Here is a 26,217-nt window from a genome sequence, read left to right on the forward strand (position 1 = left end):
GGAGGTGATCCAGCCGCACCTTCCGGTACGGCTACCTTGTTACGACTTAGTCCCAATCACGAGCCTCACCTTAGACGGCTCCCCCCACAAGGGTTAGGCCACCGGCTTCGGGTGCTGCCCACTTTCATGACTTGACGGGCGGTGTGTACAAGGCCCGGGAACGCATTCACCGCGACGTTGCTGATTCGCGATTACTAGCGACTCCGCCTTCACGCAGTCGAGTTGCAGACTGCGATCCGAACTGAGACCGGTTTTCAGGGATCCGCTCCATGTCGCCATGTCGCATCCCGTTGTACCGGCCATTGTAGCATGCGTGAAGCCCTGGACGTAAGGGGCATGATGATCTGACGTCATCCCCGCCTTCCTCCGGGTTAACCCCGGCGGTCCCCCGTGAGTTCCCGCCATGACGCGCTGGCAACACGGGGCGAGGGTTGCGCTCGTTGCGGGACTTAACCCAACATCTCACGACACGAGCTGACGACGACCATGCACCACCTGTGAACCCGCCCCGAAGGGAAACCCCATCTCTGAGGTCGTCGGGAACATGTCAAGCCCAGGTAAGGTTCTTCGCGTTGCATCGAATTAATCCGCATGCTCCGCCGCTTGTGCGGGCCCCCGTCAATTTCTTTGAGTTTTAGCCTTGCGGCCGTACTCCCCAGGCGGGATGCTTAACGCGTTAGCTCCGACACGGAACCCGTGGAAAGGGCCCCACATCCAGCATCCACCGTTTACGGCGTGGACTACCAGGGTATCTAATCCTGTTCGCTCCCCACGCTTTCGCTCCTCAGCGTCAGTAACGGCCCAGAGACCTGCCTTCGCCATTGGTGTTCTTCCCGATATCTACACATTCCACCGTTACACCGGGAATTCCAGTCTCCCCTGCCGCACTCCAGCCCGCCCGTACCCGGCGCAGATCCACCGTTAAGCGATGGACTTTCACACCAGACGCGACGAACCGCCTACGAGCCCTTTACGCCCAATAAATCCGGATAACGCTTGCACCCTACGTATTACCGCGGCTGCTGGCACGTAGTTAGCCGGTGCTTATTCAACGGGTACACTCACTCTCGCTTGCTCCCCGATAAAAGCGGTTTACAACCCGAAGGCCTCCATCCCGCACGCGGCGTCGCTGCGTCAGGCTTTCGCCCATTGCGCAATATTCCCCACTGCTGCCTCCCGTAGGAGTCTGGGCCGTATCTCAGTCCCAATGTGGCCGGTCGCCCTCTCAGGCCGGCTACCCGTCGAAGCCTTGGTGGGCCATCACCCCACCAACAAGCTGATAGGACGCGACCCCATCCCATGCCGCAAAAGCTTTCCCAGAATCCCATGCGGTCATCTGGAGCATCCGGCATTACCACCCGTTTCCAGGAGCTATTCCGGTGCATGGGGCAGGTTGGTCACGCATTACTCACCCGTTCGCCACTCTCACCCCGGCGCAAGCGCCAGGGATCCCGTTCGACTTGCATGTGTTAAGCACGCCGCCAGCGTTCATCCTGAGCCAGAATCGAACCCTCCACAAAAAACCTTGCGAAGACATCCGAACGATGACTCCAAACATAATTGACGAGACCGTTTATAAGGAAAACGATCCACACAAAACCCCGACCCCCATCAAGGCCCCTCGGCCACTCCCAACAAAGGAGCGGGAATCGGACTGGCAATCAAAATGACTCTACAAAGTAGTACAAACACGCTCTTGAGTTCTCAAACCACCACCGCACCAGCAGACTTCCTCATCTCTCGGAGAGGAGGCCGCCGTGCTGAGCAGCGAGATATGAATTTACCCCGATGCGTCCGTTCATGCAAATCGAAGGACACGAAAACCTGAGGAACCGTTGATATTCCACGGTTCCTTCGGCGTGTCGAAATAGGGCTTCAAAGCCGTTTCCACTACCAGAATATCGTGGTTTCCGCTCGGAAAACACATGCGGAATCGAAGTTCACCGGCGTGTCGTCAAGATGTAACCCGATGCTCACCGCTGATCGAACGGCACATAGTCGCGTTGCGCGTGACCGGTATACACCTGACGCGGGCGGCCGATCCTGGTATTCGGATCGGCGAGCATCTCCCGGTACTGGGCGATCCACCCCGGGATACGGCCCAACGCGAACAACGTCGTGAACATCGCCGAATCGAAGCCGATCGCCCGATAGATCAGGCCGGTGTAGAAATCGACGTTCGGGTACAGGTGCCGGGAGACGAAATACTCGTCGTGCGAGGCGATATCCTCCAGCTCGGTCGCGATCTCGAACAACGAGCGCTCCCCCGCCGGCAGATCCAGCGTATCCTCACGCTCCAGGATCTTCTCCAGATAACCGCGGGCAATCGCCGCGCGCGGATCGTACGACTTGTAGACACGATGCCCGAGACCGGAGATACGGTGGCCGCTGTCCTTGGCCCATTCCACAAACTCGCGGACGGTCTTGCCGGAATCGCGGATCGCCTCCAGCTGACGCAGCACCGCCTCGTTCGCACCGCCATGCAACGGACCGGACAGCGCGTTGATGCCGGCGGCCACCGCCGAATACAGGTTCGCATGCGCGGAACCGGCGATGCGCACCACCGATGTCGAACAGTTCTGCTCATGATCCGCGTGGATGATCAGCAGACGGCCGAGCGCATGCACATACAGCGGATCGGATTCGAACGGCTCATACGGCACGGCGAAACACATGCGCAGGAAATCGTCCACATAACCGCGCGCATAATCCGGGTACAGCATCGGCTCGTCATGCCGACGCCGGAAGATATAGCTGACGATCGTGCGCGCCTTGGCCATGATATTGACCGCGGCCTCATCCAGCTGTTCGGGATCGTCGATGGTGCAGGTCTCGGGGTGGAAGGTGGCCAGCGCGTTGATCGCCGAGGCGAGCACGCTCATCGGGTGCGAGGAACGTGGGAACGAGCCCATGAACGTGCGGAAGTCCTCACCGACCATCGTCCGGTGGTTGATCTTCGTGCAGAACCGGTCATACTCCTCACGGCTCGGCAGCTCCCCCTTCGCCAGCAGCCACGCGACCTCCAGGAAATCCGACTGCTCGCACAGCTGCTCGATCGGATACCCGCGGTATCGCAGGATCGAATTGTTCCCGTCGATGAACGTGATCTTCGACTCGCACTGCGCCGTGGTCAGGAATCCCGGGTCGAGCGTGACCCAGCCGTCGTTGCGCAACCGCGACACCACAATGCCGTCCGGGCCCGAGGTGGCCTTGACCACCGGCAGGGTAAAGCTGGCCGAATCCACGTTGAGTTGTGCTGTTGCCATATGTGTGCGCCTTTCCACGACTGTATCCGGCCCGCAAACGGCGTCCTGCCGCCGACGGACCCGATTCCTGTTCCGTTATCACACCGTTTGGCTGGTTGCCGTCATGCCCCACGCCGGCGTATACGAAAGCCGGGGCGCGCTCATCGTAACAAACGTGAGCACGCCCCGGCTCGGGTTGTCTTGACAGATGGCCATCCTCCGAGCGCCCAGCCGTATGCGGCGGCGCCCGGCAGCCGTCACTCGTCGCGGGCGGTCAGGATGATCGGGCCGTTGTCGGTGATGGCGATCGTGTGCTCGCTGTGCGCGCCGCGCGAGCCGTCGGAGGACTTGAGGGTCCAGCCGTCCTTGGGATCCTGGTAGATCTCGTCGGTGGTCTTGAGGAACCACGGTTCGATGGCGATGACCAGGCCCGGACGCAGCTTGTAGCCGTGGTGGGCCTTGCCGTCGTTGGGCACATGCGGGTCGCCGTGCATGATGTGGCCGACGCCGTGGCCGCCGAACTCCAGGTTGATCGGGTAGCCGTAGGAGCGGGCCACATCGCCGACGGCGCAGGACACATCACCCAAGCGGTTGCCGGACTGCGCGGCGTCGATGGCGGCGGCGAGCGCCTCCTCGGTGCACTTGATCAGGCGCAGGTCCTCGGGGTCCTTCTTCTCGCCGACCACGAAGCTGATGGCGGAGTCGGCCACCCAGCCGTCCACGCTGATCGCCAGGTCGAGGCTCAGCAGGTCGCCGTCCTTCAGCGCGTAGTCGTACGGCACGCCGTGCAGCACCGCGTCGTTGACGGAGGTGCAGATGTAGTGGGCGAACGGACCGGTGCCGAAGTCGGGGGCGTAATCCACGTAGCAGGATTCCGCGCCCTTGCGGCTTTCGATGCGGCGACGCACGAAGTCGTCAATCTCCAGCAGATTGGTGCCGACCTTGGTCATGGCCTTCAGGTCGGTCAGGATGCCGGCCACGAAACGGCCGGCGGGCTTCATCGCTTCGATTTCCGATGGTGTCTTCAGTTCGATCATGCTTGCTACCTTACTTCGCGCGCCCAACATATGGACACCATCGGCATCATCGTTCCGCTTACCTGGCCTTCGGCGTGCGGCCGAAGCTGAAGGCGCGCACGACGGAGGCGACGCCCATCACGATCAGGGCGATGCCGCCGAAGACCATCAGCCACATGGCCGAGCTCAACGGGGCGAACAGGACGATCAGGCCGGCGATCACCGAGACGATGGCGTACAGCACCGACCAGCCGGATTGCGGCAGCTTCCAGGATTCCAGCAGGGCGGTGACGCCCTCGATGATCCAGCCGATGCCGACCACCAGTGTGATCATGACCAGCATGGTGGTGCCGGACAGGGCGGCGTTCTTCAACACCACCACGCCGCCGATGGACAGCAGGATGCCGACGAAGACGTTCAGCACGCGCCAGCCCGCCGGCAGGCCGAGTTCCACGATGGACGAGACGATGCGGATGACGCCGGAGACCACGAAGTAGATGCCGAGCAGCACCGCCGCGATGACCAACGTATGGCTGGGCCACAGCAGCAGCGCCAGGCCGAGCACGACCGCGGCCACGCCGATGACGCCGTACAGGGCCCGCACCGCGTTCTTGGCCTGCTGCGGCAGCATCTGCTCGAACAGTTTGAACGGATCGCCCGGATGGCCCGGGCCGGGCTGCCCGTAGGGGCCGCCGGAGTATCCCTGATAGCCGCCGTCGTTCGGGGCGCCGCCCTGGGTGTAGGTGTACTGGGTGTACTGGGCGTAGTACTGGTTGTTATCGCCGTACCCGTCGCCGGCCGCGTTGGGGTTGCCCGCATTGGGCGCGTATGCTCCATACTCCGGTTGGCTGCCGGGCTGTTGGCCGTTGGAATCGGGGCCGTTGACGTTCTGATCCGACATGGGATGCTCCTTGACTTGGTGAAGCGGCACGTTGCATCGCTTCTTTCTTCCATCGTAGTCGTATCTGTTAGACACCGTGACTAATTTCTATGCCATGAGCTGAATGACTCCTCCCCCGTACCCCTTGCGCTCGGCCGGGAATGTCATCTTGCGCGGATAGTGTGGGACCATGACTACAGCATTGGTTTCCGGACTGGATCCGGCGTCGTTCTCCTCCGTCATCAAACCCTCCCACGATCTGTTCCGTTACGTCAACGGACCGTGGATCGACACGTACCGGCTGCCCGACGACCGCTCCCGCTACGGTGCGTTCGACAAACTCGCCGAGGATGCCGAACGGCAGATCCGCGACATCCTCGAGGACGAGGATGGCTGTCCTGCCGCCAAATCCCAGGCTCTGTACCATTCGTTCCTGGACACCGACGCCATCGAGGCCGCGGGCATCGACCCGATCCGCGAGGACCTGGCCCTGATCGACGGCGCCGAGGACAAGGCGTCGCTGGTCCGCGTGCTCGGTTCGCTCAACCCGCGCGACGAGATCGACCTGTTCGGCATGGGCGTCTATGGCGACCCCGCGGATCCGGATACCAATATCCTGCATCTGGTGCAGGGCGGCATCGGCCTGCCCGACGAGGCCTACTACCGCGAGGACCGTTACGAGCCGATCCGCCAGGCCTACGTCGATATGGTCTCCACGCTGCTGCGGCTGGCCGGCTACGCCGAGCATCACGCCGACTCCGACGCCATGGCGAAGCGCTTCCTGGACGTCGAGACGCGCATCGCGGCGCATCATTGGGATAACGTGGCCGTTCGGGATCCGCAGAAAACCTACAACATGACCTCGTTCGATCAGCTGTGCGCCATGCTCTCCCATGTCGACATCGCGGCCTGGGCCGACGCCTGGCAGGCGTCCTATGACGCCTCGCCCGCGAGCGCGGCGCAGCCGGTGGATATGAGGACCGTGCTCGCCAACGTCAACGTATGCGAGCCGAGCTTCTTCACCGGGCTCGATGAGTTCTGGGATCGGGCCGATGTGGACGATCTCAAGCTGTGGGCGCGCGTGCATCTGCTGATCGGGTTCGCATCCCTGCTGGGCAAGCAGTTCGATGAGGCCCAGTTCGAGTTCTTCGGCAAGACGCTGGCCGGCACCAAGAAGCAGCGCGACCGCTGGAAGCGTGCGGTTTCCCTGGTCAACCGCGCATGCGGCGAGGAGGTCGGCAAGGAATACGTGCGCCGGCATTTCCCCGAAAGCTCCAAGCAGCGCATGCAGGACCTGGTATCCAACCTGATCGGCGCCTACCGTGTCTCGATCGAACACAGCGACTGGCTGGGCGAGCAGACCAAGGCCAAGGCCCTGGAGAAGCTCTCCAAGTTCACGCCGATGATCGGCTACACGGACCATTGGCGCGATTACACGGCGCTCGACATCCGGTCCGAGGCCGGCATCGTGGATAACATGCGCGCCGTCTGCCTGTATGAGTACGGCTATCAGTTCACCAAGGTCGGCAAGCCCGTGGACCGCGGCGAGTGGCTGATGAACCCGCAGACCGTGAACGCCTACTACGAGCCTTCGATGAACGTCATCGTGTTCCCGGCGGCCATCCTGCAACCGCCGTTCTTCAATGCCGAGGCGGAGGACGCCGCGAACTACGGCGGCATCGGCGCGGTCATCGGCCATGAGATCGGCCACGGCTTCGACGATCAGGGCAGCCAGTACGACGGCGACGGCAAGCTCAACAACTGGTGGACCGATGAGGACCGTGCGAACTTCGAAGCCCGCACGAAGGCGCTGATCGAGCAGTACAACGCCTTCGTGCCGACCCAGCTGCAGGAGAAGTACGCCGATGATCCGGACCAGGCCCCGCACGTCAACGGCGCACTGACCATCGGCGAGAACATCGGCGATCTGGGCGGCGTCGGCATTGCGCTCAAGGCCTATGCCATCGCACTGGACAAGGCCGCGGGACGCGAGAACGACGGTTCGCCCGAAGCCATTGCCGAGGCGTTGGCGCAGTCGCCGGTGATGGACGGATTCACCGGACTGCAGCGCTTCTTCCTGAGCTATGCCTCGATCTGGCGCACCACGCAGCGTGACGAGCTGGCCGAACAGTATCTGCAGATCGACCCGCATTCCCCCGCCGAGTTCCGCACCAACGGCATCGCCCGCAACGTGGATCTGTTCTACACGGCGTTCGAGGTCAAGCCCGGAGACCCGATGTGGCTGGACCCCGAACAGCGCGTGCGCATCTGGTAACGCGTCATCAACCGTCAGAATCCGGAGTCGGCAAACTCCTCCTGTTCGTCATTGGGAGCGAGTTGGCCGGCTCCTGCCGTATGCGTATACGGTTGCCGCACATTCGTCGCCGCATCGATGGCGCCGTCCGCGCCCCTCGCCGTACCGTATGATTCCGACGCGGTCTGAGGTGCCGTCGCATCGGTGCCCCGGTATCCGGCCGCATCGATCTCGACCGGAGCCGCCGGCGCATCCGAAGTCGCAGCCAAAGGTCCGACATTGCCCCCGGATTCCGCCGTCCGGCCATCGGAATCGGCATCGCGCTGAACGCCACGCGCCGTTTTATCATCCTTGTAGAACATGGCGTTACCGCAATTCAGGTCATGCCCCACGCTGGAGGCTTCGATCACCAGCCGGCTGCGTTCCGCATCCTCCTGCGTCCAGACTTCCGTGTTGAGCTGGCCCGTCACGATAACCGGGTCCCCCTTGCGCACCGAACGATGCACGTGTTCGGCAAGCCGCCGGAACGTCTTCACCGTGATCCACGTGGTCGGAAAGCTGCGCCAGACATGCGCCGCATCGTAATATCCCCGCGTGCACCCCAGACGAAACGAGCATATCGCGCCCTTCGCCTTGTCGAATATCGCAGGCTCACTGCCTACATACCCCACAATCGTCACCACGCCCAACTGCACCATGTCCATCCCCTTTCCGCAACGGTGTGGACCGCATGAACCACGGCGCACAGGTACGGGTACCGAGGTGGAGGGAGAGAGATAAGGAGCGTCCCGTCTCCTGCGCACCGTGGCTCATCGGTGCATCCCACTATGCGCGCCGAACCAGGCGGACCGCAACGGCGAGAGGCTTTGGTGACCCCAGACTTCGGTTTCGGGCGTGTTGTGGATAACCCCGGTGCATAACCGGCTTGACATCCACAGGCCGTCCCATCTGATTCACGGAGCAGCGGCCGGGGCCTACTCGGACACCCCACCTCGCGGAAACCCCGCAATCCGACATACCATAATGGCCCCTCTCCGGTCGGGAGAGAGGCCATCGCATCGAATAATCGCAGTCAGTCTTACATCAGCGCCGCGAGCCTGTCGGCGAGCGCCTGGGCGGCGTCGGCGGCGGGCACAGCCTCGGAATCGCCGGTGGCACGGCCGCGGATCTCGATGGTGCCGTTGTTCACGGTGTCGCGGCCGGCGACGGCGATCAGCGGCACGCCGATCAGCTCGGCGTCCTTGAACTTGACGCCCGGGGACACCTTCCTGCGGTCGTCATACAGCACCTCGATGCCGCGCTCCTCCAACTCGGCGACCAGCTTCTCGGCGGCCTCGAACGCGGCCTCGTCCTTGCCGGTGGCCATGACATGCACCTGGGCGGGCGCCACGATGGCCGGCCAGACCAGGCCCTTGTCGTCATGATGGGTTTCGGCGATGCAGGCGAGCACGCGGCTGACGCCGATGCCGTAGCAGCCCATCCACACCGGCACGGTCTTGCCGTTCTGGTCGAGCACCTTCAGGTCCAGGGCCTTGGAGTACTTCAGGCCCAGCTGGAACACCTGGCCGATCTCCACGCCGCGCTCGAAGCTTAAGGGGCCGGAGCCGTCCGGGCTCATGTCGCCATGGCGCACTTCCACGGCCTCCACGGTGCCGTCGGCCTCGAAGTCGCGGCCGTAGACGGCGTGGAACGCATGCTTGCCCGGTTCGTCGCCGCCGATGATCCACTCGGAGCCACGGGCCACATGCGCGTCGATGAAGAACCGCACCGGTTCGGCCACGCCTGCCGCCTCAGCCTGCTTGCCGAACATCATCGGGCCCATGTAGCCGGCCACCAGCTCCGGATGCGCCTTGAGGTCGGCCTCAGTGGCCTCCTCCAGCTCGGACGGGGCGAACTGGGCTTCCAGACGCTTCATATCCACCTGACGGTCGCCCGGCACGGCCACGGCGACGACCTCGCGCCACGGCTTGTCGTGATCCTCGTCCTCGGCATGCAACACGGTGACGGCCACGGTCTTGAGCGTATCGGCGGCGGTCCATTCACGGCCGTCCGCACGCGGGTACAGTCGGTTCGCGGTTTCGACCAGCGCCTCGATGGTCTTGGAATCCGGGGTTTCGCGCTTGACCATGGCGGGGGTGGCCGAGCAGTCGACCTCGGGCACCTCCGGCGTGGTCAACGCCTCCACGTTCCACGCCTTGCCGGACGGAGCGAGCGCGAATGTGTCCTCGCCGATTGGCATCGGCGCCAGGAACTCCTCGGAGGCCGAGCCGCCCATCGGGCCGGACATGGCGAACACCGGGATGTACTTCAGGTCCAGACGGGTGAACACGCGCTCGTAGGCGCCGCGTTCATCCATGTAGGCCTTCTTCATGCCCTCCTCGTCGATGGTGAACGAGTAGGCGTCCTTCATCACGAACTCGCGGCCGCGGATCAGACCGGCGCGCGGACGGAACTCGTCGCGGTACTTGGTCTGGATCTGGTAGAGCGTGACCGGCAGGTCCTTGTACGAGGAGTACAGGTCCTTGACCAGCAGCGTGAACATCTCCTCATGGGTCGGGGCCAGCAGGTAATCGGCCTGGTGGCGGTCCTTCAGACGGAACAGGTTCTCGCCGTACTCCTCCCAGCGGTGGGTGGCCTCATACGGCTCGCGCGGCAGCAGCGCCGGGAAGTGCACCTCCTGCGCGCCGATGCGGTCCATCTCCTCACGAACCACGTTCTCGATCTTGTTCAGCACGCGCAGGCCCAGCGGCAGCCAGGTCCAGATGCCGGGCGCGGCCTTGCGGACATAACCGGCGCGCTGCAGCAGTTTGGCCGAATCGACGTCGGCATCGGCGGGGTCCTCGCGCAACGTGCGCAGGAACAGCGTAGACATACGAAGTGCTTTGGAACTCATGCGTTCCAAGGTATTCGCGCGAGGGGACAAGCAGGGGACGCGCCGGGACCGGCTCCCGTCACCGGCCCATATGCTCCTCCATGTCCTCGATCTCCTCCTCCAGCTCCTCGCGGTTCAGGTCGAACGGCGGGTAGACGACGATCGGCAGCATCAGCAGGCAGCCGACCAGGTAGAACACGTCCGCCAGCGGGAACAGCGAGAAGAACTCCACGGCATTCGGGATCAGGATGCCGACGCACACCACGGCCATGCCGATCGGCGGCAGCGTGGCCCACACCCAACGGTTCGGCGCGCCGTCGCCATTCTTGCGCCGCAGCGAATCCATGTAGATCGGCACGATGAACAGCAGGCCGCCGATGATCATCAGGATGTCGGTGAGCTTGACCGTGCCCCACGCCGGCATGCCCGGCATCTGGAACATCAGGAACACCGCGAACAGAATCAGCAGGCCGATTGTGGACCACACATACGTCAGACGCTTCATGGCAAGCCTCCCTTCACCGGCGATGCGAACGCCCGCCGGCAGCCACGGACGGCACCATCATTGGCACCGACCGTCATCGGTATCGGTATGTTCATCCTATCCGACGAACCGTCAAACCGGCGACGCCACACACCCGGAACCGTTCACGCGGGCGATTGGCGGGCGTTGGCGGGTGAAACCGCCCCTACGTAGTGTAGTAGCGGAGAATCGTTGTTGCGCCGACCGGCAATCGGCAAGAGCCTCGGCTCGACTCTGCGGCATGCCATGAACGATGCTGTACCGGTTCGTTCCCTGCCGAGGTTCACACCCGTTCTGCGATTGCGACGCAATGGCGACCGCCCACGGCGATGCCCCAGCGTAGACGCCCTTGCGCGTTATCGGGCAGTCGCTCGTCATACCACCGCTCGGTGATCTGCCGCAACGCCTCGCCAGCTTTGGCTCTCAGTTCATCATCGAGTGTCTTGCCATCCACGCCATCGGCCGGACGCACGTACTTCATCTCGATGGTAATCACCGGCCTTGGCCCAGGCGCCGCGAACATCGCACCGAAGGTGCCAGGCAACGCAGGCTCCAAACGAAGATCATACCGCCCGTATCCGGCCTCCTTGTTGGACAAGGGGTCACCGTAGCCGGAAACGCCGAAGCATAGCCCCATCAGCAGCATATGGCAGGAATTCTCCGATACCACATCGAAGCTGGATGTGGAATCACGCAGTATCGCGCCCAGTTCGGCGTTCAACGTCTCAGCATCGCCCTTGGCCAATGCCTCATGGAACCGGGCCAAGCGCCGCTCGCCCTCCATGGAGTCGGTGGACGAGGCGAACCGACCGATGATCTCGTCACGGTACAGTCCGGCGATTTCCAGATCCGGGATGCGCAGCCGGCGCAGCAATCTGGTCTGCCCCGGGAAACCGGTGTCCTCGGTGGTCAGGTAGCCGGCCAGATACAGCATGGACCACACGGCGTCCTTTCGGATGCCCAGATCGGGAAATACCACGCTCAGGTCCAGCGGGGCGGTCACCACACCGCCCGGCTGCATGAGGTCATAAACCTGCTGCAAGGTGTCCGCATCCGCCCGGCGCAGCAAATCGCCGATGAGGCTGTTGCCGGACGTGTTGCCCCAATAGCTGTCCGCCGCGCAGTCGTTATCGAGATAGTTCAGCACGCTCCACGGGTTGTAGACATCCTGAGTGCCGAAACGATAGCCGTCGTACCATTGCCGGGCCGTGTCCTGGCAATCCCGACTGAACCCCAGATAACTCAGCAGCGCGGAAACCTCCGCTTCGGTGAAGCCGTAGCGTTCATCGAACCTATCCGACAACGCCGTGTTCACCACCAGATTGTTCAGATCGCTGAAAATCGACTCCTTGCTGATGCGCTGCACCCCGGTCAGGCAGGCGAGGGCCAGCACGTTGTCGTTGTCCTTGAGCGTGCCGGTCAGCCAGATTTTGAGGAATGCCACGGCCTCCTCGTAATATCCGCCGTTCGGCGCGGAATACGAAGCCATCACGGGCGCATCGTATTCGTCGATCAGCACCACCACCTTATGCCGGTGATGCTCGTTGAGCATCAGCGCCAATCGCCGCAACGAGTCGCTGTAATCCCCCGTATCCGCCTGTCCCGAGGCGATACGCCGGAAATAACGGCGCTCCCCGTCATTCAACCGTTCGCTGGACGCCAGATAATCATGACGGTTATATTCAACGGCGATCATCTGCTTCAGCGAATCGAATGTCGCTTCCCACGTCAACCCTTTGGCGGCAATCATGCTCAGACTGATCACCGGATACACGCCCTGATGCTCACGCCAGTTGCCGCCGTCGGCCTGCCATACGGCGGTTCCCTCAAACAGCGCCGCACGACTGCGCCCGTCCGGTGGCAGTTCGAAGAACGTGCGCATCATCGTGAGATTCAACGACTTGCCGAACCTGCGCGGGCGGCAGAACAGCGTGACCGCGTAATTGCTGTCCAGCAGATCGGCGATGAGCTGGGTCTTATCCACATACACCGAATCGGCAGCCACGCCTTCGAACGAGCTATGCCCGATCGGCAACCGTTTGCGACCGGTACGGTCCACGATGCACGCACCCGGCGCACGCCACACCCCGTTACCGCATGATTCCAGCGCCACACATCGCCCAGCATGCTCAGTCATCAGCGCACCTCCGTTCCGGTTCCAGTGTAATCCGCCACGCCCGTCCCAATCCACCCTTCGGATTCCCGACAGCGATGCACCACCTTACCTGCGTCTGCGGTTCGGCAGTGGCATCAGAACAGTTCGGCCTGTTCGAATTCGTCGGATTCGGCAGGGTCGTTCGCATGCGGTGCGAAGGCGGCGGGGCCCTCCTCGGCCAGGAGTCCGGCTGCGGCGTCGGATCGGCGGCGCAGGACCGAATCGAGCATCACCGCGTCGGGCGAGACCAGGAACGCACGGTCGTTGACGCCGCCCAGATACAGGCCGTCGAGCCTCTCCACGCGCGAGAGCGCCACGTACCCCATGCCGGGCGCGAACGTCCGGCGCAGGTCCATCACGGCCCGGTCCAACGTCATGCCCTGCGACTTGTGGATCGTGATCGCCCACGCGCAGCGCAACGGCACCTGCTTGACGCTGGCGAGCACGGTCTCGCCGTCCATCATCTCCCAGGAGGCCTGCTTCATCGTCACGATATTGCCGTTCTCGAACTCCACGATCGGCCAGCCGCCCTTGGATTCGGGCGCGAACCCGCGCACCGTACCGATCGACCCGTTGACGTACTGGTGGTCGGCGTCGTTGCGCAGCGCCATCACGGCGGCCCCGGTCTTCAATACCAGGTGCTCCGGCGCGAGCATGTTCTTCTTCAACCGGTCCACCAGGTTGACCGGACCGGCCGATTCGGCATAGAACCCGTGCTCGTCGTCCTCGATCTGCGCAAGCCGCAGGTCGTTCAGGCCGTCGGCCTGCCGGTTGACCGGGAACAGGTGCACGGCCACCTCGCCGGCCACGGGTTCCAGCCCCAGCCGGGAGGAGAGCACCATGCGATCGCCGTCATCCACCCTGCCCTGACGGATGTCGGTCAGCACGGTGAGCAGTTCGCCGGTATCCTGGCGATGTTGCTCGGTCAGGTAGCAGACGGTCGGGTTCAGTTCCGGCCAGACCAACGATTCGGTGACGAAGCCCTCCGGGTTGCGTCCGGCCTTGGCGTAGCGTTCGCGGGCGGCCACGAATTCGGGGGCCGGGGCGATGACGTCGTTGTTCCGCCCGGAGACGCTGACCGGCGGCAGCTGGAAGAAGTCGCCGGAGAGCACGACCTGCATGCCGCCGAACGGGCGCGGATCACGCCGGATGATGCGGCAGACCTGATCGACCATGTCGAACAGCCAGGCGTGCAACATCGAGACCTCGTCGATGACGAGGATGTCGGTGTCCTGGATCTTGCGCCGGCGGCGGGACCGGATGAGTTTGAGCAGCGGCTCGGTCAGCGCGGTGGCCACGCCGATGCCGCTCCATGAGTGGATGGTCTGGCCGTTGATATGCGTGGAGGCGATGCCGGTGGACGCGGTGACGGCCACGCTGGCGCCCTCGGCGCGGGCGTTGCGGATGAACTCGTTAAGTACGTACGTCTTGCCCGCACCGGGCGCACCGGTGAGGAACACGTTCGCGCCCGCATTCAGGATTGCCATCGCCTCGGATTGCAGCATGCCGTCCTCCTCACCGGTATCGTCCGGGGATCGCCGACGCTCCCGTCAACGATTCCCCACGGGAACTACTCCCCCAGCGGACTGCCGTTCCGCTCGTAGGTGCGCAGCAGGCTCGTCTGTTCGATGCGCGCGGCGGCATCGGCCGCGGCCCGGTCGTCGGGGCCGGGCGCGGGCACGAACAGCAGGTCGCGGTAGTAGCGCAGTTCGTCGATCGATTCGATGATGTCGGCGAGTGCGCGGTGGCCGCCGTACTTGGCGGGCTTGTGGTTGTATACGGTCGGATACCAGCGGCGCGAAAGTTCCTTGATGGTGCTCACGTCGATGACACGGTAATGCAGGTGCTCCATCAGACCGGGCATGTAACGGTCGAGGAACTTCTTGTCGGAGCCCACGGAATTGCCGGCCAGCAGCGGGCGCACGCCCTTGGGTGTGAAGCGCCGCACGTATTCGATGACCTTGGACTCCGCCTCGGCCACGTCCAGGCCATGCTCCCACTCGTTGATCAGCCCGGAGTGGGTGTGCATCCTGCGCACGAAGTCGTTCATCTGGTCCACGGCGGTCTGGCTGGGCTTGATGACGTAGTCGATGCCCTCGTCGAGCACGTTCAGGTCGAAGTCGGTGGGGACCACGGAGATCTCGACCAGTTCGTCATGGAAGATGTCCAGGCCGGTCATCTCGCAGTCGATCCAGATCAGGCGGGAATCCTGCGCCGTGTAGGTCTCGTTGTCATGTGCGTCCACCATCGTGTGCCTCGTTTCCTTCGGACGTGTACGGAACAGACCACTATATATCACCTATGAAACATCCTCCCCTCTGGGAGGGGAGGATGAGATGGCTTACGGGGACACGCGCTGGGGTTTCTTACGGAATCACTCCGTCAGTCCGCTGCGGCGCCCTCCGCGGATCAGTTGGCGTGGAAGCCGGAGTAGTTCGGGGCCTCCGCGGTCATCACGATGTCGTGCGGGTGCGATTCACGCAGGCCCGCGTCGGTGATGCGCACGAAGCGGCCGCGCTCCGACATCTCCTTGATGTTGTGCGCGCCGATGTAGAACATCGACTGGTGCAGGCCGCCGATCATCTGGTAGAGCACGGCGTTCAGCGGGCCGCGGTACGGCACCTCGCCCTCGACGCCCTCCGGGATGACCTTGTCGCTGCTGGTCACGTCGGCCTGGAAGTAGCGGTCCTTCGAGTAGCTCTTCTTGCCGCGCGGCGCCATGGCACCGAGCGAGCCCATGCCGCGGTACAGCTTGTACTGCTTGCCGTGCAGGAGCACCTTCTCGCCCGGGGCCTCCTCGCAGCCGGCCAGCGTGCCGCCGAGCATGACGGAGCTGGCTCCGGCCACCAGGGCCTTGGCGATGTCGCCCGAGTAGTGGATGCCGCCGTCGGCGATGCAGGGCACGCCCGCGGCGCGGCAGGCCAGCGCTGCCTCGTACACGGCGGTCAGCTGCGGGACGCCGACGCCGGCGACCACACGGGTGGTGCAGATCGAGCCGGGGCCGATGCCGACCTTGACGGCGTCCGCGCCGGCGTCGATCATGGCCTGGGCGCCCTCACGGGTGGCGATGTTGCCGCCGATGATCTGCACGTCGCGGAAGGCTGGATCGTTCTTCAGGCGACGGATCATGTCGAGCGCCAGACGGGCCTGGCCGTTCGCGGTGTCGACCACGAGCGCGTCGACGCCCGCCTCCATCAGAGCGGAGGCGCGCTGCCAGGCGTCGCCGAGGAAGCCGACGCCGGCGGCCACGCGCAGACGGCCCTGGCCGTCCTTGGTGGCGTCCGGGTACTGCTCGGTCTTGACGAAGTCCTTGACGGTGATCAGGCCGGCCAGCTTGCCGTTCTCGTCGATCAGCGGCAGCTTCTCCACCTTGTGCTGGGCGAGCAGGCGGTGGGCGTCCTCCTTGGAGATGTTCGCCGGGCCGGTGACCAGGTTCTCGCGGGTCATGACGTCCTTAACCCTGAGATGGTCGTAATCGTCGGACGGGATGAAACGCATGTCGCGGTTGGTGATGATGCCGACCAGACGGTTCTCCTTGTCCACAACCGGCAGGCCGGAGATGTGGAAACGGCCACACAGCTTGTCCAGATCGGCCAGGGTGACGTCCGGGTTCACGGTCAGCGGGTTGGTGATCATGCCGGATTCGGAACGCTTGACCACATCCACCTGAGCGGCCTGATCGTCGATCGACAGGTTGCGGTGCAGCACGCCGATGCCGCCGTTGCGGGCCATGGCGATGGCCATCTCGGCCTCGGTGACGGTATCCATGGCGGCGGAGATCATCGGGACCTTCATCGTGATCTCACGGGTCAGATGCGTGGTGGTGTCCACCTCGGACGGGATGACATCCGTCTCGTTCGGCAGCAGCAGCACGTCGTCATAGGCAAGCCCGAGCTTTTCGAAAATCGGGGGAAGCGGAGCATACGCGGATTCCGCGTTCATATCAAGATTTGTAGCCATAGGCCCACTCTAAAAGCAGGGACTGACACGGCTCCGCCGTGTGTCGCCGCGGCCCGTCACCTTGTTTTCCGGTGCCGCCGTCAGTCCGAAACCCCGGCCTTGTCCCCGGTGCCGACGCCGGCGGACGCACCGTCGCCATCGCCATCGGACGCCTTCGGTCCGCCCGCCGCAGCCGCCCGTCGCGCCGCCTCCAGCCGCGCGTTCTCCGCACGCAATTCCGGGATGCGATGCTTGAGATACGGGTACATCGTGGCCACGGTCAGCAGCACCACCGCCATCGCGAAACCGATCGCCACAAACCGCGCGGGGAAGAACAGGATCATGATCGAGCCGAACGAGATCAGCGCGGCCCACCCCCACAGAATCAGCACGGCCCCCTGCACCGAGTGGCCGATCTTCAGCATCCGGTGATGCAGATGCATACGATCGGGGTGCATCGGCGACTGGCCCTTGCGCAGACGCCGCACAATCGCCATGCACATATCCAGTACCGGCAGGAACAGCACCAGCACCGGCAGCAGGATCGGCATGAACACCGGCAGGTAGATGCTGGTGTGGATCGACGCCGGATCCAAGCGACCGGTCATGATGATCGACGCGCAGGTGATCAGGTATCCGAGCAGCATGGAACCGGAGTCGCCCATGAATAGTTTGGCCGGATGCCAGTTGTGCAGGATGAAGCCCACGCAGATGCCCACCATCGCCACGTCGATCAGGGTGGCCATCGACGCGTACGACGGCGAGGAACGGGCGATGATATAGGAGTAGATCGCGAACGCGATGCCGCCGATCGCCACGATGCCGGACGCCAGACCATCCAGGCCGTCCACGAAATTCACCGCGTTGATCGACACCACAATCAGGAACGCCGTAATCGCGATCGACAACGTCGGCGAGGCCGCGAACAGCGAGCCGATCGGCAGCGAGATGATCTGCAGCCCGCCCCACGCCACGAACACGGCGATCAGCAGCTGGCCGGCCATCTTCAACATCCAATCCAGATCCCACAGGTCGTCGGCCATGCCCAGCAGGCAGATCGCCACCGCCCCCGCAAGCACCACCCAAGCCTGGTGATTGTTCTGGAACAGCCCGCTGACGAACGGAATGTGGCTGGCGAACAGCATCGCCACCGCGAACCCCAGCATCATGGCCAGGCCGCCCATACGCGGCGTGGGAATCGTATGCACGTCACGCGCGCGCACCTTGCCGACCGCACCAATCTGAATGGCCAGATGGCGGATCAACGGGGTGAGCAGGAACGTGGCACCGCCGGCGATCGCGGCGATGAACAGGTAGACCCTCATGCGCCGAGACCTCCACCGTTCACGATCAGCGCCTTGCGGATCACCGGCTCGCGGATCACGCCCTCGCGCAGGATGGCGATCCCGTCACGTGCCAACGGGTCGGCGGCCACCACGGTGCTGGACACATGCCCCTGCGTCGGGCCGCCGTCCAGATACAGATCCACGGCGCCGCCCAAGGCGGCCTCGGCCTCCTCGACGGTCTGCGCGCTTTCGCCGCCGGAGCGGTTCGCGCTCGAGGCGGCCAACGGACCGGTGGCCTTGAGAATGCGCAGGCTCAACGCGGAATTGGGGATGCGGATGCCCTGCGTGCGCGCACCCGATGGGGTCTGCTGCACCGTCCCCAGTGCGCAATCCTCGCGGGCCACCGCAATCGGGGAGAATGCGCCCGGCAGGAACGCCGCCGCCAGACGGTTCAACGGCACCGGCAAATCCAGGCCCAGCGCATCGAGCTCCTCGATCGAGGACAGCAGCACCTGCAGCGCCTTGAACCGCGGACGACCCTTGATCTCATAGATACGGTCGATGGCCTTGGCATTGAACGGGTCACAGGCCACTCCGTATACCGTATCCGTCGGCACCACCACCAGACCGCCGTTGCGAATGATTTCAGCGGCCTCGGCAAGGGAATCGTCATCGACCTTGCGAATCGCACTCATCGGCACCTCCCGTTTACGTCCTCATTACAACCTTACTATTGCACCATCGGTATGCGACGAGCAACAGGCCCCGGGCACGGTCGCCGTCCCAACGGCAACCGGCGTCCAAGGGCAGCACATGCAACCAGCAACGCGCACCTCAAACCTCATACCATCTAGGAAAGGACGCCAATGGACCGCGCACCCCACACCCCTCAGCACACCCCGCAACCGTCCTCCGGCGAGATGCCTCCCGTCGAACTGCGCACGCCCCGCCGCTCGGAGCGCGAGGAGATGATGGACGGCAAGCTCTACAACCCGGCCGACCCGGAGCTGTCGGCATTGCGCGAACGCGCTGGCGACCTGTGCACCAGGTTCAACGCGCTACCGCGCGGCGATCATGAGGCCCGGGCCGCCGTGCTGGATGAGCTGCTCCCCCACCATGGCGAGGATCTGGACGTTCTGGGGCCAGTGTTCTTCGACTATGGCGTGCACACCACGATGGGCGATCGCGTGTTCGCCAACTTCAATTTCACGGTGCTCGACTGCGCGCCTGTCACCATCGGCGACGACGTGTTGTTCGGCCCGAACGTGTCCCTGCTGCCGCCGATGCATCCGCTGCGCTGGCAGGACCGCAACGTGCGCAAGGCAGCGGACGGCTCGACATACGACTACGAATACGGCAGGCCGATCGTCATCGGCTCGAACTGCTGGTTCGGCGGTAATGTCACCGTGTTGGGCGGCGTGACCATCGGCGAAGGCTGCGTCATCGGAGCCGGCGCCGTGGTGACTAAGGACATTCCGCCGCATTCGGTGGCGGTGGGCAATCCCGCGCGGGTGATCCGCACGATCACCGACGCCGACGCCTCCGCGCTGCAGGACTATGCGCAATAGTCGTCACGCCGGGCGACCAGATACCGGGGCCGTGCTGTCCAATCCCGGCCGGTGCGGGCGTGGTTGAAGCCGTGGGCCTGCGCGTAGGCGACCAGCGCGGCACCCTGGCTGATGTCATGTTCCATGACGAGCAGACCGCCCGGGCGCAGCAGCGCGGCAGCTCGGTCGATGATGCGTCCGGGAATCAGCAGGCCATCCGGAGAGCCACCGTACAGCGCCAACTGCGGATCATGATCGCGGACCTCGGGTTGTTCGGGGATCTCGGATTCGGGCACATACGGTGGATTGGTGACCACCAGATCCACGGTGCCGTCCAGTTCGGCGAGCGTATCGGGGTCGGTCGCGTCCCCGAGCACCAGGTGGTACCGACCGTCTATGCCGGAGCCAGTTCTGGCCGTTCCCAATACGGCTTCGGCGTTGCGGCGAGTCCATGCGGCGGTGCGTTCGCTGAGCTCGACCGCCCAGACCTCGGCATCGGCGGTTTCGGTCACGATCGATAGGCCGATCGCACCGCTGCCGGCGCACAGATCGACAACGCGCGGCGCGGTGATGCGCTGCACCGCCAACCAATCCAGCCCCTCCTGCACCACAAGCTCGGTTTCGGGCCGCGGGATGAACACGCCCGGGCCGACGGCGAGGTCGAGGTAGCGGAACGGGGCGTGGCCGACGATGTACTGCAACGGCTCCCGTGCTGCACGACGGGCAAGCATGGCGTCGAAACGCCGCTCGGGAACCCCCTCTACGGAGGGGGCGGGGGAAACGCCTTCCGCGGAGTGTTCCTCCGCAAGGGCGGCAATCGACTTCCCCAGCAGCATGGCCTTGTCCACGTCGCTGAGACTGCAACCGCAGGCTTCGGCCAGCAGCAGTTTGGCGTCATGTTCGGGGGTGTCCACACCGGCGTCGCGCAGCGTGGCCGCCGCGCGACGGATGGCCTGTTCGACGTTCATCAGCTCTGGCGTGCGAGGCGCTCGGCCTCGTCGGCCTGGATGTCGGAGTCGATGACGGCCTGCAGGTCGCCGTCGAGCACCTGATCCAGGTTGTAGGCCTTGTAGTTCGTGCGATGGTCGACGATGCGGTTCTCCGGGAAGTTGTAGGTGCGGATGCGTTCGGAGCGGTCGAGCGAACGCACCTGGGAGTGACGCAGGTCGGCGGCCTCGGCTGCCTCCTGCTCGTGTTTCATGGCCAGCAGCCTCGACTTGAGCACGCGCAGTGCGGCCGCGCGGTTCTGGATCTGCGACTTCTCATCCTGCATGCTCACCACGATGCCGGTCGGGATATGCGTCATGCGCACCGCCGAATACGTGGTGTTCACCGACTGGCCGCCCGGACCGGAGCTCATGAAGATGTCGATCTTCAGGTCCTTCGGGTCGATCTCGATCTCGTCGTTGTCGTCGTCGGCTTCGGGGAACACGATCACGCCGGCCGCGGAGGTCTGGATGCGTCCCTGCGATTCGGTGACGGGGATGCGCTGCACGCGGTGCACGCCGCCCTCGTATTTCAGGCTGGCCCACACGCCGTCCTCAGGAGCCGGCGTGCCCTTGGCCCGGATGGCCACCTGCACGTCCTTGATGCCGCCCAGCTCGGTGCGGTTCTCGCTCTGGATGGTGGTGGTCCAGCCGCGCTTCTCCGCATACCGCAGGTACATGCGCAGCAGGTCGCCGGCGAACAGCGCGGCCTCTTCGCCGCCGGTGCCGGCCTTGATCTCCATGATGGTGTCCCGTGCGTCGTCCGGATCGCGCGGGATCAGCGCCGTGTGCAGCTTCTCCTGCACGGCGGGCAGCTCCGCCTCCAGCCGCCGGGCCTCTTCGGCGAAATCGGGGTCCTCGGAGGCCATCTCACGGGCGGCCTCCAGATCGTCACGCACCTGCAGGTAGGCGGTGTATGCGGACACGATCGAACCGAGCTCGGCGTGGCGGCGGCCCAGCTTGCGCATCTTGTCCGGGTCGGAGGCGACCTCCGGCTGGCTCATCTCCTGCTCGATGCGGCGGTATTCCTCCAACGCGGTCTGCGCCGCGGGGAACTGTTCGTCTGCCATGTGCTGCTCGTCTCCGTTCGATTCGATATGTATTGGCGGATATACAACAACGCCAGTCCCGCGGCGGCACGCCGAAGCGCGCCGAGCCTGCCGGGGCTGGCGTTGAGGAAGCTACTTGCTGCGCTTGCCGTAACGCTTCTCGAAACGGGCCACGCGACCACCGGTGTCGAGGATCTTCTGCTTGCCGGTGTAGAACGGATGGCACTTCGAGCACACGTCGGCCGTCATGGCTTCGCCCTTGTAGGTCGAACGGGTGACGAAGGTGTTGCCGCACGAGCACGTGACCTGAACGGCATGATAATCGGGATGAATACCCTGCTTCATGGTGTCTCCTAAGGAATTCGGGGGACCCGGGTCGCTTGCCCCTATGGCTGGCGTGAACCGGAACCTATGGGATTGTATGCACAGGCACGGACAGATCCGATGCGCACCACATACGGACGGCGAGCCGTCTGCCTTCCGGGCCAGCGGATTCCGGAGTCGGGTGGTTCGCTGATTGGCGAGTGGGGCCGCAGGGGCTTGAACCCTGGACCGGCGGATTATGAGTCCGATGCTCTAACCGACTGAGCTACAGCCCCACGTTGGGAAACCAACGTGACCACTATAGCAAACAGCCGGACGTTACGCGGCGAACCGCGCACGCCCCGAGGCGAAGCGGTCGAGCGCGCCCGTGGCGGCGATCGCACGGTACAGGTACCAGCTCATCACGCCGGCGATCAGCACACCGCCGACCAGTTCGCTGACCATATGCACGATGCCGCGCGCACTGAGGAACGCCACGCCCTGATACCGGAACAACATCAGATACACGCCGTATTCCAAGGCCACCAAGACGCCGGACGCCATGGAGATCGGCAGGTTGAACACCTTGTAACGGGTGAGCGCAAACGGCAGTTCCGAGAACACGCCCTGCAGCGCCGCGGACGCGAACACGAACCCGAACGAGAACTGGTTGCCCAGCAGCATCTCGGCGGCGCTGCCGACCAGGTTCACATACACCGCCGCCCCCGGCTTGCGCAGGATGATCACCGCCAGCGTGCCGGAGAAGTACCACAGCGGGTGCAGCACGCTGGCCAGTCCGGGCAGGATGCCGCCGATGATCGGCGACAGCCACGCGTAAGCGAAGTTGAACCCCCAGAACACCAGCCCGCAGGCCACGCCCAATGCCGCGCCCACAGCGATGTCCGCCGCGGTCCACCGCCAACGGCGGTTCTCCGGCTTGGATGACTGCCCCATGGGCGACGGTTCGGTGGTGGTGATGATGTTGTCGGTTGAAGAATCGGTACGGTCGACCATGGGATGCTCCTGTTCCCTCATGGCTGCGCACGGTATCGGACGCCCCGCACGAAGCCGGCGGTGCAGGCGCCCCTTGACCTGCGCAGCTCGGGCGGGACGCCACGAGCCACTGTATCAGGCGGACACGAATCGCATCGGGTCGTCGACGAAATGCCGCAGTCCCATCGCGGCGGCGCCGACCAGCGCCGGGCGCGAGGTGACGTCGGCCATCAGCACCTTGGCGCGGACCTCCGGGTATCCCAGCACCTGCCGTTGCAACGCGCTCTGCATCTGCACGGCGATCTCGGAACCGAACTGCGACCAGACGCCGCCCAGCACCACCGTTTCGATGTCGCACACATTGATTGCCGAGGCGATGGAGGACACCATCGCCTCGATGGCCTTGTTCACCACGGCGGCCACCCTGACGTCGCCGGCGCACCACCGGTCGATCAGCTCGTCGACCGATTCGTGGCGCGCCGCGGCGGAGCCGCTGGCGATGCCCGCCGATTCCACCATTGCGCGCCGTCCCGCGTACGTCTCCAGGCAGCCCCGCCGCCCGCACCGGCACACCGGTCCGCGCAGTTCCACCGACGTGTGGCCGAGTTCGCCGCCGAAGCCATGGTCGCCGATCTCCACGTGGCCGTTGCGCACCACGGCGCCGCCGATGCCGACGTCGGTGGACAGATAGATGAACGATTCGGAGGGGCCCACGATGCCGTCGCCGTCGCGGCGCATGGCGTATCCGGGGATCTGCGCGAGCGCGGCCATGTTCGCCTCGTTGCCCGCGGTCACGTCCAGACGCCGCATCACGTCGAACCGGGTGAGGTCGAGCTGCTCCCACCCCAGGTTGCGGGCCATCAGCAGACGCATGTTGCCCGTCACCAGACCCGGCAGCGCGAGGCCCGCCCCGGCCACCGTGCATCCGCGTTCGGCGAGCAGGGCCTCTTGTTCCATTGCCAAGGCATCCAGTTCCGCGAACACCTCGTCGGCGTCGGGGGCCGAGATGTCCGCATCGACCCACCGCTCCGAGATCACGGTGCCGTCCAGATCCAGCACGATGACGCCGTAGCCGTCCGTGTTCACCTGCAGGCCGATGCCGCAGTACCGCCCCCCGGCGATAAGCAGCGGCGTGCTCGGACGGCCGTACGACGATTGCACGCTCGGCTCCCCTTCGCGCACCACGCCGTCGTCGACGAGCATGGAGACCAGCAGCGACATGGTGGCCTTGGTCAGTCCGGTGCGTTTGGCCAGTTCGGCACGGCTCAACGGCTCGGTGGTGCGCAGCAGAGTGTCAATCACCACCGAAAGGTTGTGGTTGCGCAGGTCGTCTTGGTTGATTCGCCGCAATGCTGCCATGTCGGCTACCCTCCTCGTTATGTGCTTTGGTGCTTCATCGCCTCTGGCGTGCCTCCCACCGCAATGTGAATGGTACACACACCAGTATAGTTCATTCGTCTAACTATTTGGGTATGATGGAACCGTAATTCGGACAAACGCCGTCGGAGCACCGTTTCGGCGGCATGTTGCAAGGAGGCACAATGAGCAGAGTTCTGGTGGCCGGCGTGGACACCTCCACCCAGTCGACCAAGGTGCGCGTCACCGATGCCGCTACCGGCGAGATGGTCCGCTTCGGACAGGCCAAGCATCCCGATGGCACCAGCGTGAACCCCGAAGCCTGGTGGCAGGCGTTCCAGGAGGCGGCAGAGCAGGCCGGCGGGCTCGACGACGTGGCCGCGCTGGCGGTCGGCGGACAGCAGCACGGCATGGTGCTGCTCGACGACCACGGCCGCGTGATCCGCGACGCGCTGCTGTGGAACGACACCCGTTCCGCCACCAACGCCGACGTGCTCATCGCTCGCCTCGGCGAGGCCGAGAAGGCCGCCGACGGCAGCGAGGACGACCTGTCCGACGATCCGACGATGCGTGGCCGTCAGCGCTGGGTCAAGGCGGTCGGCTCGTCGCTGGTCGCCTCGCTGACCATCACCAAGGTGGCGTGGGTCGCCGCGAACGAACCGGAGAACGCCGAACGCATCGCCGCGATCTGCCTGCCGCACGACTGGCTGAGCTGGCGCATCGCAGGCCACGGCCCGATGGGCGAGGATGCGACCGCCGAGGAACTGAAGGCGAATCTGGACGCGCTGTTCACCGATCGTTCCGACGCATCCGGCACCGCCTACTTCGACGCGACCGCCAACGAATACCGCCGCGATCTGCTCGCCATGGCTCTCGGCCGCAGCGAAGAGGAAACCGCTGACATCGTGCTGCCGCGCGTGCTCGGCCCGACGGAAACCGGCGACGTCGCCGATCCGGCCATCGCGGGTAAGGACGTCGAGGGCGGCTGCCCGATCGGCCCCGGCGGCGGAGACAATGCGATGGCGTCGCTGGGCCTGAGCATGGGCGTGGGCGACGTGAGCATCTCGCTGGGCACCTCGGGCGTGGCCGCAGCCATCTCCCCCATCCCGGCCTATGACATGACCGCCTCGGTCACCGGCTTCGCCGACTGCACCGGTCACTGGCTACCGCTGGCCTGCACGATCAACGGCTCGCGCATCTCCGATGCCGGACGCGCTGCGCTCGGCGTGGACTATGACGAGCTGGCCGAACTGGCCGCCGCCTCGGAGCCGGGTGCCGGCGGCATCACCCTGGTGCCGTATTTCGACGGCGAGCGCACCCCGAACCGTCCGGATGCCACTGCAGCACTGTACGGCATGACGCTGGCGAACACCAAGCGCGAGAACATCGCCCGCGCGTTCGTGGAAGGCCTGCTGTGCTCGCAGCGCGACTGCCTCGAGCTGGTCAAAGGCCTGGGCGTGGACGTCAAGCGCATCCTGCTGATCGGCGGCGGCGCCAAGTCCGCGGCCGTGCGTGCACTGGCCCCCGCCATCCTCGGCATGGACGTGGAGCTGCCGGAGACCGACGAGTATGTGGCGATCGGTGCCGCCCGTCAGGCCGCTTGGGTGCTGTCCGGCGAAGCGGAGCCGCCGGCGTGGCCGGTCAAGGTCGAGACCACGCTGACTGGCGAGCCGACCCCGCAGGTGTACGAGCAGTACGTGCGCTGGCGCGGCTGATTGCATCTGACACCAATCTGTGCGGCCTGGACGAAGGAATCCATTTCCTCGTTCAGGCCGCATGCGTTGAAAATCCAGCATAATTCGGATATGCTGAT

General features: G+C 64.7%; 20 protein-coding genes, 1 tRNA gene and 1 rRNA gene. 3 read left to right on the plus strand and 19 right to left on the minus strand.

The genetic code is table 11. The annotated features are described in order from the left end of the window. The 4 genes from BIGA_RS05235 to BIGA_RS05250 all read right to left on the minus strand — a co-directional run bounded on the left by BIGA_RS05235 (position 1) and on the right by BIGA_RS05250 (position 5,162). Positions 1–1,520: ribosomal RNA gene (locus BIGA_RS05235) — 16S ribosomal RNA — on the minus strand. 453 nt (positions 1,521–1,973) lie between these two features. Continuing rightward, on the minus strand, positions 1,974–3,266 hold the full coding sequence (locus BIGA_RS05240; protein WP_033507750.1) for a citrate synthase: 1,293 nt from the start codon (positions 3,264–3,266) through the stop codon (positions 1,974–1,976). A 236-nt stretch (positions 3,267–3,502) separates the two neighbouring features. Continuing rightward, positions 3,503–4,282, minus strand: coding sequence for a type I methionyl aminopeptidase (gene map, locus BIGA_RS05245; protein ID WP_033507749.1), 780 nt, complete (start codon positions 4,280–4,282; stop codon positions 3,503–3,505). 58 nt (positions 4,283–4,340) lie between these two features. After that, positions 4,341–5,162, minus strand: coding sequence for an HdeD family acid-resistance protein (locus tag BIGA_RS05250; RefSeq protein ID WP_033507748.1), 822 nt, complete (start codon positions 5,160–5,162; stop codon positions 4,341–4,343). A 169-nt stretch (positions 5,163–5,331) separates the two neighbouring features. Between BIGA_RS05250 and BIGA_RS05255 the strand changes: the two genes are divergently transcribed. Continuing rightward, on the plus strand, positions 5,332–7,416 hold the full coding sequence (locus BIGA_RS05255; protein ID WP_033507747.1) for a M13 family metallopeptidase: 2,085 nt from the start codon (positions 5,332–5,334) through the stop codon (positions 7,414–7,416). 14 nt (positions 7,417–7,430) lie between these two features. Here BIGA_RS05255 and BIGA_RS08990 read toward each other — a convergent pair whose 3' ends face one another. From BIGA_RS08990 to BIGA_RS05300, 9 genes are all read right to left on the minus strand, one after another. Next, the gene (locus tag BIGA_RS08990; protein WP_237744068.1) at positions 7,431–8,078 is read right to left on the minus strand and encodes a single-stranded DNA-binding protein; all 648 of its coding nucleotides are present in this window, start codon (positions 8,076–8,078) and stop codon (positions 7,431–7,433) included. 395 nt (positions 8,079–8,473) lie between these two features. Next, positions 8,474–10,267: a proline--tRNA ligase gene (locus BIGA_RS05265; RefSeq protein ID WP_033507746.1), complete on the minus strand. Its 1,794-nt coding sequence runs from the start codon at positions 10,265–10,267 to the stop codon at positions 8,474–8,476. Between the two features lie 79 nt (positions 10,268–10,346). Further along, positions 10,347–10,772, minus strand: a complete 426-nt coding sequence (locus BIGA_RS05270) for a hypothetical protein (protein WP_033507745.1) — start codon at positions 10,770–10,772, stop codon at positions 10,347–10,349. 301 nt (positions 10,773–11,073) lie between these two features. After that, complete coding sequence (locus BIGA_RS05275) at positions 11,074–12,927, minus strand: AAA family ATPase (RefSeq protein ID WP_081929501.1); 1,854 nt, start codon at positions 12,925–12,927, stop codon at positions 11,074–11,076. Between the two features lie 113 nt (positions 12,928–13,040). Then, a complete protein-coding gene (locus BIGA_RS05280) occupies positions 13,041–14,450 on the minus strand; it encodes a DEAD/DEAH box helicase (RefSeq protein WP_033507743.1) in 1,410 nt (469 codons plus the stop codon). Between the two features lie 65 nt (positions 14,451–14,515). Continuing rightward, positions 14,516–15,193 (minus strand): oligoribonuclease, encoded by a 678-nt coding sequence (gene orn, locus BIGA_RS05285; RefSeq protein WP_033507742.1) that lies wholly within the window; start codon positions 15,191–15,193, stop codon positions 14,516–14,518. 161 nt (positions 15,194–15,354) lie between these two features. Then, positions 15,355–16,905: an IMP dehydrogenase gene (gene guaB, locus BIGA_RS05290; protein ID WP_033507741.1), complete on the minus strand. Its 1,551-nt coding sequence runs from the start codon at positions 16,903–16,905 to the stop codon at positions 15,355–15,357. An 80-nt stretch (positions 16,906–16,985) separates the two neighbouring features. Further along, positions 16,986–18,209 carry an MraY family glycosyltransferase gene (locus BIGA_RS05295; protein WP_081929504.1) on the minus strand — a complete coding sequence of 408 codons (1,224 nt, stop codon included), beginning with the start codon at positions 18,207–18,209 and terminating at the stop codon, positions 16,986–16,988. Next, complete coding sequence (locus BIGA_RS05300; protein ID WP_033507740.1) at positions 18,206–18,865, minus strand: L-threonylcarbamoyladenylate synthase; 660 nt, start codon at positions 18,863–18,865, stop codon at positions 18,206–18,208. The genes BIGA_RS05295 and BIGA_RS05300 overlap by 4 nt, the downstream gene beginning before the upstream one ends. 171 nt (positions 18,866–19,036) lie before the next feature. On the opposite strand from BIGA_RS05300, the gene BIGA_RS05305 reads away from it, so the two are divergent. Beyond that, on the plus strand, positions 19,037–19,738 hold the full coding sequence (locus BIGA_RS05305) for a sugar O-acetyltransferase (protein WP_237744066.1): 702 nt from the start codon (positions 19,037–19,039) through the stop codon (positions 19,736–19,738). Here BIGA_RS05305 and prmC read toward each other — a convergent pair. From prmC to BIGA_RS05335, 6 genes are all read right to left on the minus strand, one after another. Further along, complete coding sequence (prmC, locus tag BIGA_RS05310; RefSeq protein WP_033507739.1) at positions 19,726–20,685, minus strand: peptide chain release factor N(5)-glutamine methyltransferase; 960 nt, start codon at positions 20,683–20,685, stop codon at positions 19,726–19,728. The two genes, BIGA_RS05305 and prmC, sit on opposite strands and share 13 nt — an antisense overlap. Continuing rightward, positions 20,685–21,773 (minus strand): peptide chain release factor 1, encoded by a 1,089-nt coding sequence (prfA, locus tag BIGA_RS05315; protein ID WP_033507738.1) that lies wholly within the window; start codon positions 21,771–21,773, stop codon positions 20,685–20,687. The genes prmC and prfA overlap by 1 nt, the downstream gene beginning before the upstream one ends. A 111-nt stretch (positions 21,774–21,884) precedes the next feature. Next, positions 21,885–22,097 (minus strand): 50S ribosomal protein L31, encoded by a 213-nt coding sequence (rpmE, locus tag BIGA_RS05320; RefSeq protein ID WP_033507737.1) that lies wholly within the window; start codon positions 22,095–22,097, stop codon positions 21,885–21,887. Between the two features lie 180 nt (positions 22,098–22,277). Next, a tRNA-Ile gene (locus BIGA_RS05325) sits at positions 22,278–22,351 on the minus strand. A 43-nt stretch (positions 22,352–22,394) separates the two neighbouring features. Beyond that, positions 22,395–23,009 carry an ECF transporter S component gene (locus BIGA_RS05330; protein WP_033507753.1) on the minus strand — a complete coding sequence of 205 codons (615 nt, stop codon included), beginning with the start codon at positions 23,007–23,009 and terminating at the stop codon, positions 22,395–22,397. Positions 23,010–23,183: 174 nt separating this feature from the next. Then, on the minus strand, positions 23,184–24,407 hold the full coding sequence (locus BIGA_RS05335) for an ROK family transcriptional regulator (protein WP_033507736.1): 1,224 nt from the start codon (positions 24,405–24,407) through the stop codon (positions 23,184–23,186). A gap of 182 nt (positions 24,408–24,589) precedes the next feature. Between BIGA_RS05335 and BIGA_RS05340 the strand changes: the two genes are divergently transcribed. Beyond that, positions 24,590–26,119 (plus strand): xylulokinase, encoded by a 1,530-nt coding sequence (locus BIGA_RS05340; protein ID WP_033507735.1) that lies wholly within the window; start codon positions 24,590–24,592, stop codon positions 26,117–26,119. Positions 26,120–26,217 lie beyond the last annotated feature (98 nt).

It is taken from the genome of Bifidobacterium pullorum subsp. gallinarum, from assembly GCF_000741215.1.
GTDB lineage: Bacteria > Actinomycetota > Actinomycetes > Actinomycetales > Bifidobacteriaceae > Bifidobacterium > Bifidobacterium pullorum_B.